This window comes from Lysinibacillus zambalensis (assembly GCF_040183165.1).
GTDB lineage: Bacteria > Bacillota > Bacilli > Bacillales_A > Planococcaceae > Lysinibacillus > Lysinibacillus zambalensis.
Genome location: NZ_JBEGDG010000021.1, coordinates 72,770 through 78,769 on the forward strand (window position 1 = coordinate 72,770; position 6,000 = coordinate 78,769).

The 6,000-nt window shown below is 38.9% G+C and carries 5 protein-coding genes and 1 rRNA gene; 1 reads left to right on the plus strand and 5 read right to left on the minus strand.

What is annotated here, in order from left to right; translation table 11 throughout:
- Positions 1–24 precede the first annotated feature (24 nt).
- The 4 genes from ABNX05_RS21150 to aceA all read right to left on the minus strand — a co-directional run bounded on the left by ABNX05_RS21150 (position 25) and on the right by aceA (position 4,902).
- The gene (locus tag ABNX05_RS21150; RefSeq protein WP_349661520.1) at positions 25–1,122 is read right to left on the minus strand and encodes a DUF1648 domain-containing protein; all 1,098 of its coding nucleotides are present in this window, start codon (positions 1,120–1,122) and stop codon (positions 25–27) included.
- Positions 1,123–1,125: 3 nt separating this feature from the next.
- The gene (locus ABNX05_RS21155; protein ID WP_349661521.1) at positions 1,126–1,521 is read right to left on the minus strand and encodes a GntR family transcriptional regulator; all 396 of its coding nucleotides are present in this window, start codon (positions 1,519–1,521) and stop codon (positions 1,126–1,128) included.
- Positions 1,522–1,909: 388 nt separating this feature from the next.
- Positions 1,910–3,508: a malate synthase A gene (aceB, locus tag ABNX05_RS21160; protein WP_349661522.1), complete on the minus strand. Its 1,599-nt coding sequence runs from the start codon at positions 3,506–3,508 to the stop codon at positions 1,910–1,912.
- Positions 3,509–3,618: 110 nt separating this feature from the next.
- On the minus strand, positions 3,619–4,902 hold the full coding sequence (aceA, locus tag ABNX05_RS21165; RefSeq protein WP_349661523.1) for an isocitrate lyase: 1,284 nt from the start codon (positions 4,900–4,902) through the stop codon (positions 3,619–3,621).
- A gap of 214 nt (positions 4,903–5,116) precedes the next feature.
- Here aceA and ABNX05_RS21170 point away from each other — a divergent pair, with 214 nt between their 5' ends.
- Positions 5,117–5,788 carry a LytTR family DNA-binding domain-containing protein gene (locus ABNX05_RS21170; protein WP_349661524.1) on the plus strand — a complete coding sequence of 224 codons (672 nt, stop codon included), beginning with the start codon at positions 5,117–5,119 and terminating at the stop codon, positions 5,786–5,788.
- Between the two features lie 136 nt (positions 5,789–5,924).
- Here ABNX05_RS21170 and rrf read toward each other — a convergent pair.
- A 5S ribosomal RNA gene (gene rrf, locus ABNX05_RS26435) occupies positions 5,925–6,000 on the minus strand; the annotation flags it as partial.

Consider the following 6,000-nt stretch of genomic DNA (forward strand, 5'->3'; position numbering starts at 1 on the left):
TTTTTAACTTCTTTCGCATTTATATTATAACGAAAAGAAAGAAATCAACAGCAATATAAGTAACGGCAAGCCAATTACGATATAGCCTCGTGGATTTGCAAAGTTCATCGTCCAACCGACCCCAAAACGTTTCTCTACAAAAACGGAAGGATCTTGACGATTCACATAAATTAATCCACCCTTCCAATAGCGATCCTCATCAACATCCATTACTTCTGCAACTACATTATCTTCATATGTCACCCTCAACTTGCGTTTTTTCCACGCGTAAATAAGCACAGAGCCAATAACAAGGCATAAAAATAAAATAAATATCGGTAATAGCCTATTTCCTGAAGTCATTGAAGGATAGATATTGCTTAACTGTAATACTGTAAATAATATAGTAAGGGCATAGCTTAACAACATAATGTTCCAACTCATATACTTTCGGCTTTTCAACTGATCTTCCAATGATTCTTCCTTACGATTAACGGCCAACTTGATTGCAGAACGCTTTATGGAATCTACAATTCCCCACATCATGCATTGCATCATCAGCATAACAAGCGGCATTGAAACCGCAGTAAAATATGTTTTCTTTCTCCAAGAATCCGCTTCACCACTTGGTCCCCAGTGTACAGCAATGTCATCTGGTATTTGGTCATAATGGAGGAATGTAAAGATAATGAGAAACACCGTAACACCAAAAGGGACTACGTAAAATGGCCATGGAAGCATTTCATCACGACTACGTGCCGTTACATCAACAGTACGAACTTGTTTTATATTTAAGCCCCATTGCTCTTCTCTTTTAAGCTTTAAAACTCTTTGGTGGTATATCCAATATAATGTCATACTAACTGTAAGCATCGCAAACAAGCATCCAATCAGAAAGCTACCTTGCATAAACTCAGATAGTGCAAGGTAATAATAGCTAACAATCATCATTATTAAAAATATGACGCCAGAAATTCCAACAATTTGAGCGTAATGCTTTTTCATATTACGTAATGCGGGATGTTTTACATTTTGTTCGGGTACTGTAACGCCAAAAGCGATTGTTTCTCGTACTATAAACGGAATGAATAATTGTAGAGCTAGTGTAATGATGTAGACGGTTGAAAAAACGCCAAGTAGCATGTACTACACCCCTTCTGCAGGTATTTGCAAATCAGAAAATACCTTTTTCATCATGTGCTCGATTTGATCAGAAGTTGCCCCGAGCACCATTCCTTCAACCACAATTGGCTTTAAGCTTTTTTCAATTTGCTGTAATTGTTCAGGAGTTAACACTCGCTCCTCTGTTGAACGAATAATAGCACCTGATTTAGCTCTAATTGTAATGATCCCCTTCTCCTCTAACTCATGATAGCTTTTATTAACCGTGTGCATATTGACACCCAGATCAGCCGCTAAATTACGTACAGATGGCAAAGTATCTCCTGGTTTCATTTCCCCTCGTGCAATACCTTCCATAATTTGTTGCGTTACCTGTTGATAAATTGGTACATCAGATTGTGGCTCTATTTGAATAAACATTACTATCATCTCCAAAATTGTTATATAGCTAATATAACAAAATAATTATTCTTTGTGCATAAAAATGAGACCAATTGAACAATCAAAAAAAGAGATGTCTCATGATTAATTCGAGACATCCCCTTACAATGTTTAGAAGATAAAAAAATGCCTTACAAGCTCCCCATCTAAGCTCGTAAGACATCCTTTACCCTTTTAAATCCCTTTATTCATGACCCCTTTTTTGTAACCGTGTTCAATTTTCAGTAAGGAACGGGGGAACAGACCCCGCTCGTTACATAAGTGGAATACAGTGGACTCCATTCGAGTTTAGTCCACAACAATTTAGGAAAGTTGGATATGTTCATTTAGTAGTTTCGTATCTCAAATCAATTATGCTGAAAGCGAGTTAAGCTAATTTTTCGTAACCAGGAAGCGTCAAGAATTCCGCAAATTCGTCTTGTTCAATTAAAGATTTAAACAGCTCTGCAGCTTCTTCATAGCGGCCACCGTTATAGGCTTGTTCCCCAACAGCCTCTTTAATTTTCACAAGCTCTTCCTCCAAGATAGATAGTACAAAGGCCAATGTAATGCCACGGCCATCATCCAAGATACCTTTTGGATGACGAATCCATTGCCATACTTGTGTACGAGAGATTTCTGCAGTTGCAGCATCCTCCATTAAATTGTTAATCGGTGCAGCTCCGTTGCCTCGTAGCCAAGAAGCAATGTACTGAACCCCTACGCTACAGTTCATACGAAGACCTTCAAGTGTAATGGTACCTTCTGGAACAGCTACTAAATCTCCCGCTGTAACATTTACATCCTCACGTTTTTTATCGATTTGGTTTGGTGTCGTCATAATGGCATCAAACTGTTCCATGGCCGTTGCAACCATACCCGGATGTGCTACCCATGTTCCATCATGGCCATCTGTTGCCTCACGACGTTTATCTTCGGCAACCTTTGCAAACGCTACAACATTCGCATCGTCATCCCCTTTAACAGGAATTTGTGCTGCCATACCGCCCATCGCAGGAGCATTACGTTTATGACATGTTTGAATACATAAAGACGTATATGCCTTCATGAATGGTACAGTCATTGTTACTTGTCCACGGTCCGGTAAAATTACATCAGGTTGATTACGCAGACGCTTGATATAGCTGAAAATGTAATCCCAGCGTCCACAATTCAGACCAGCTGAATGTTCTCGCAGTTCATATAAAATTTCATCCATTTCAAATGCAGCTAAAATTGTTTCGATTAATACAGTAGCCTTAATTGTTCCTTGTGGAATTCCGATATAATCTTGTGCAAACACAAAGATATCATTCCATAGGCGAGCCTCCAAATGGCTTTCAAGCTTCGGCAAGTAGAAATATGGTCCTGTACCTTGTGCCAATGCATTTTTAGCATTATGGAATAAATACAGCCCAAAATCAAAGAAGCTACCAGAGATCGGTTCGCCATCTACTAGTACATGCTTTTCAAGTAAATGAAGACCACGTGGACGCACTAATAGCACAGCTGTATTTTCGTTTAATTTATACGTTTTACCATTAGATGCCTGTGTAAATTCAATTGTCTTATTAATAGCATCACGCATATTTGTTTGGCCACCAATCATGTTTTCCCATGTCGGAGCAGATGCATCCTCAAAGCAAGCCATAAACATTTTTGCACCGGAGTTTAAAGCATTAATAACCATTTTACGGTCAACAGGTCCTGTAATTTCTACACGACGGTCTTGCAAATCTGCTGGAAGTGGTGCAATTGTCCAATCTCCCTCACGGATATGCTTTGTCTCTGGCAAGAAGTCGAGTTTCTCACCTGCATCAAGACGCTTTTGGCGTTCTTGACGAGCCTCTAACAGCTCTTTTCGACGAGCATCAAATTTTTCGTGCAGGGCAAGAACAAACTCAAGGGCTTCTGGTGTTAAAATTTCTTTTGTTTGCTCATTTTGTTCCCCAACAATTTTAAGCTTACCTGTTGTTGCTTGTTCCATCAGTTATTTCCCCCACCTTTGCGATTTTCAGTAGTCTTCCCCCGCTTTAGGAGGAGCGGGGGAGACTAATCTATGATTATGAATTTAGGAATACACGTACTTTATGAAACTTATACGAATTGTTCTGTTTCAGTAGAGCCAGCCATCGCTGTTGTAGAAGAAGTACCACCAGAGATAACTTGAGATACGTCATCAAAGTAACCAGTACCTACTTCACGTTGGTGGCGAGTAGCTGTGTAGCCTTTTGATTCTGATGCAAACTCAGCTTGTTGTAACTTAGAGTATGCAGCCATACCATTATCTTTATAATCATGCGCAAGCTCGAACATAGAGTGGTTTAATGCGTGGAAACCAGCTAATGTTACGAATTGGAATTTGTATCCCAATTTACCTAACTCGCGTTGATATTCTGCGATTTCTTCTTCTGATAGATTTGCTTTCCAGTTGAATGAAGGTGAGCAGTTGTATGCTAGCAATTTACCAGGGAATTCAGCATGAATAGCTGCCGCAAATTCACGAGCTTCCTCAAGAGATGGTTTAGAAGTTTCACACCAAATTAAATCTGCATATGGCGCGTAAGCTAACCCACGAGCAATCGCTTGTTTGATGCCTGGTTTTGTACGGAAGAAGCCTTCTGGAGTACGTTCACCAGTAATAAACTCAGCATCACGTGGATCAATATCAGATGTTACCATATCAGCAGCATCAGCATCTGTACGAGCGATTAAGATTGTATCAACACCCATTACGTCTGTTGCAAGACGAGCAGCAATTAAGTTACGAACAGCATTTTGTGTTGGTAGTAAAACTTTACCGCCTAAGTGACCACATTTTTTCTCAGAAGCTAATTGGTCTTCTAAGTGAACACCAGCAGCTCCAGCTTCAATCATACCTTTTACAAGCTCAAATACGTTTAGTGGACCACCGAAGCCAGCCTCAGCATCTGCCACGATTGGAGCGAACCAATCAAATTGATCTACACGTCCTTCAGCATGATCGATTTGATCTGCACGTTGTAAAGCTTGGTTAATACGCTTTACTACTGCTGGTACAGAGTTTGCTGGATATAAGGATTGGTCAGGGTACATTTGACCAGAAAGGTTAGCATCAGCAGCAACTTGCCAGCCTGATAAATAGATTGCTTTTAATCCGGCTTTCACTTGTTGTACAGCTTGATTACCAGTTAATGCACCTAATGCATTAATGAACGGTTCTTCTTGTAAAGAGTTCCAAAGTCGAGCCGCACCTTTAGTTGCTAAAGTTTGTTCAAGTACAACAGAGCCTTGTAACTTAACAACCTCTTCAGCTGAATATGCACGTTCAATACCTGCCCAACGAGGGTTCTCTGCCCATTGTTTTTCTAATGCTTGAATTTTTTCTTGACGTGTTGACATATTGAAATTCCACCTTCCCCTTTGTAGACAATATACTCTGTTAAAAAACTTTTAATCTACTGTTCCATAACAGGTTTATTTGTTGTAAATTAATATATAACAGAACTTCTGAATTTTCATTATTTTTAGATAAAATACCAAATTTTAAAGATGAAACCGCTTTTTTTGGCGATGAAATTTGGTAAACTGTTTACAAACAAGGGGGATATTCACAATGATTAATGAGTTTAATTCTTTGCCAAAAGATATTTCACAACAGTTTATTTCAATGCTAAAGGACTGGGTTCCAGTCAATTCATCCATTGCAATTGCCGCTGAAAACTCTTATATTTATTTTCATTCTGGACATCAAAACATTAACTTAGAAATAGGCCAACAAGTACAATCCGGTAGCATAGCAGAACAAGTACTATCCACAAGGCAACGAACAGACGCCGTTTTAGATAATTCCTTATTCGAAACACCATATTATGGGATAGGTTACCCTATTAGCATTTTAGATTTGCCAGCAGCACTTATTGTCGTATTACCTTCAACCTTTACCGAAAAGAAATTAGAGCCCTTTCAATTTTTAACAGGAAAGCAAGAAGAGGAATGGAATCCTGTTGCCATTGAAAAAATTTCTCATATTGAAAGCCTGCAGAAAAAAACGTGGTTTTATGTGGAGGGAGAACAATTTAAAACTAGTACTACACTAAAAGAACTTCAAATGCGTCTACCGTCATCTTTTATTCGCATTCATAGATCTTATATTGTTAATATTCACTTCATAAAAAAAATGGCTCGTGATCTTACTTCCAATTTTATTGTCACTCTAAAGGATGGAAGTGAACTACCCGTTAGCCAATCTTATTTAAATAATCTTCGAAACGCTCTTGAATTTTAGATTTTATTGTGCTGTGCTTCGCTTTCGTACAGAAAAAACTTGCTGAATGAAGATAAAAGGCTGTCTTATACAACGGTTGTATAAGACAGCCTAAAAAAATAAAAAAGCCTGAGAAATAATTCTCAGACTTTAGATTGCCTAGCGACGTCCTACTCTCACAGGGGGAAGCCCCCAACTACCATCGGCGCTAAAGAGCTTAACTTCCGTGTTCG

What these genes read in the sequence shown, in the direction of transcription:
- ABNX05_RS21150 (WP_349661520.1), bottom strand. Translation starts at nt 1,122, where the DNA reads ATGCTACTTGGCGTTTTTTCAACCGTCTACATCATTACACTAGCTCTA.
- ABNX05_RS21155 (WP_349661521.1), bottom strand. Translation starts at nt 1,521, where the DNA reads ATGTTTATTCAAATAGAGCCACAATCTGATGTACCAATTTATCAACAG.
- aceB (WP_349661522.1), bottom strand. Translation starts at nt 3,508, where the DNA reads ATGGAACAAGCAACAACAGGTAAGCTTAAAATTGTTGGGGAACAAAAT.
- aceA (WP_349661523.1), bottom strand. Translation starts at nt 4,902, where the DNA reads ATGTCAACACGTCAAGAAAAAATTCAAGCATTAGAAAAACAATGGGCA.
- ABNX05_RS21170 (WP_349661524.1), top strand. Translation starts at nt 5,117, where the DNA reads ATGATTAATGAGTTTAATTCTTTGCCAAAAGATATTTCACAACAGTTT.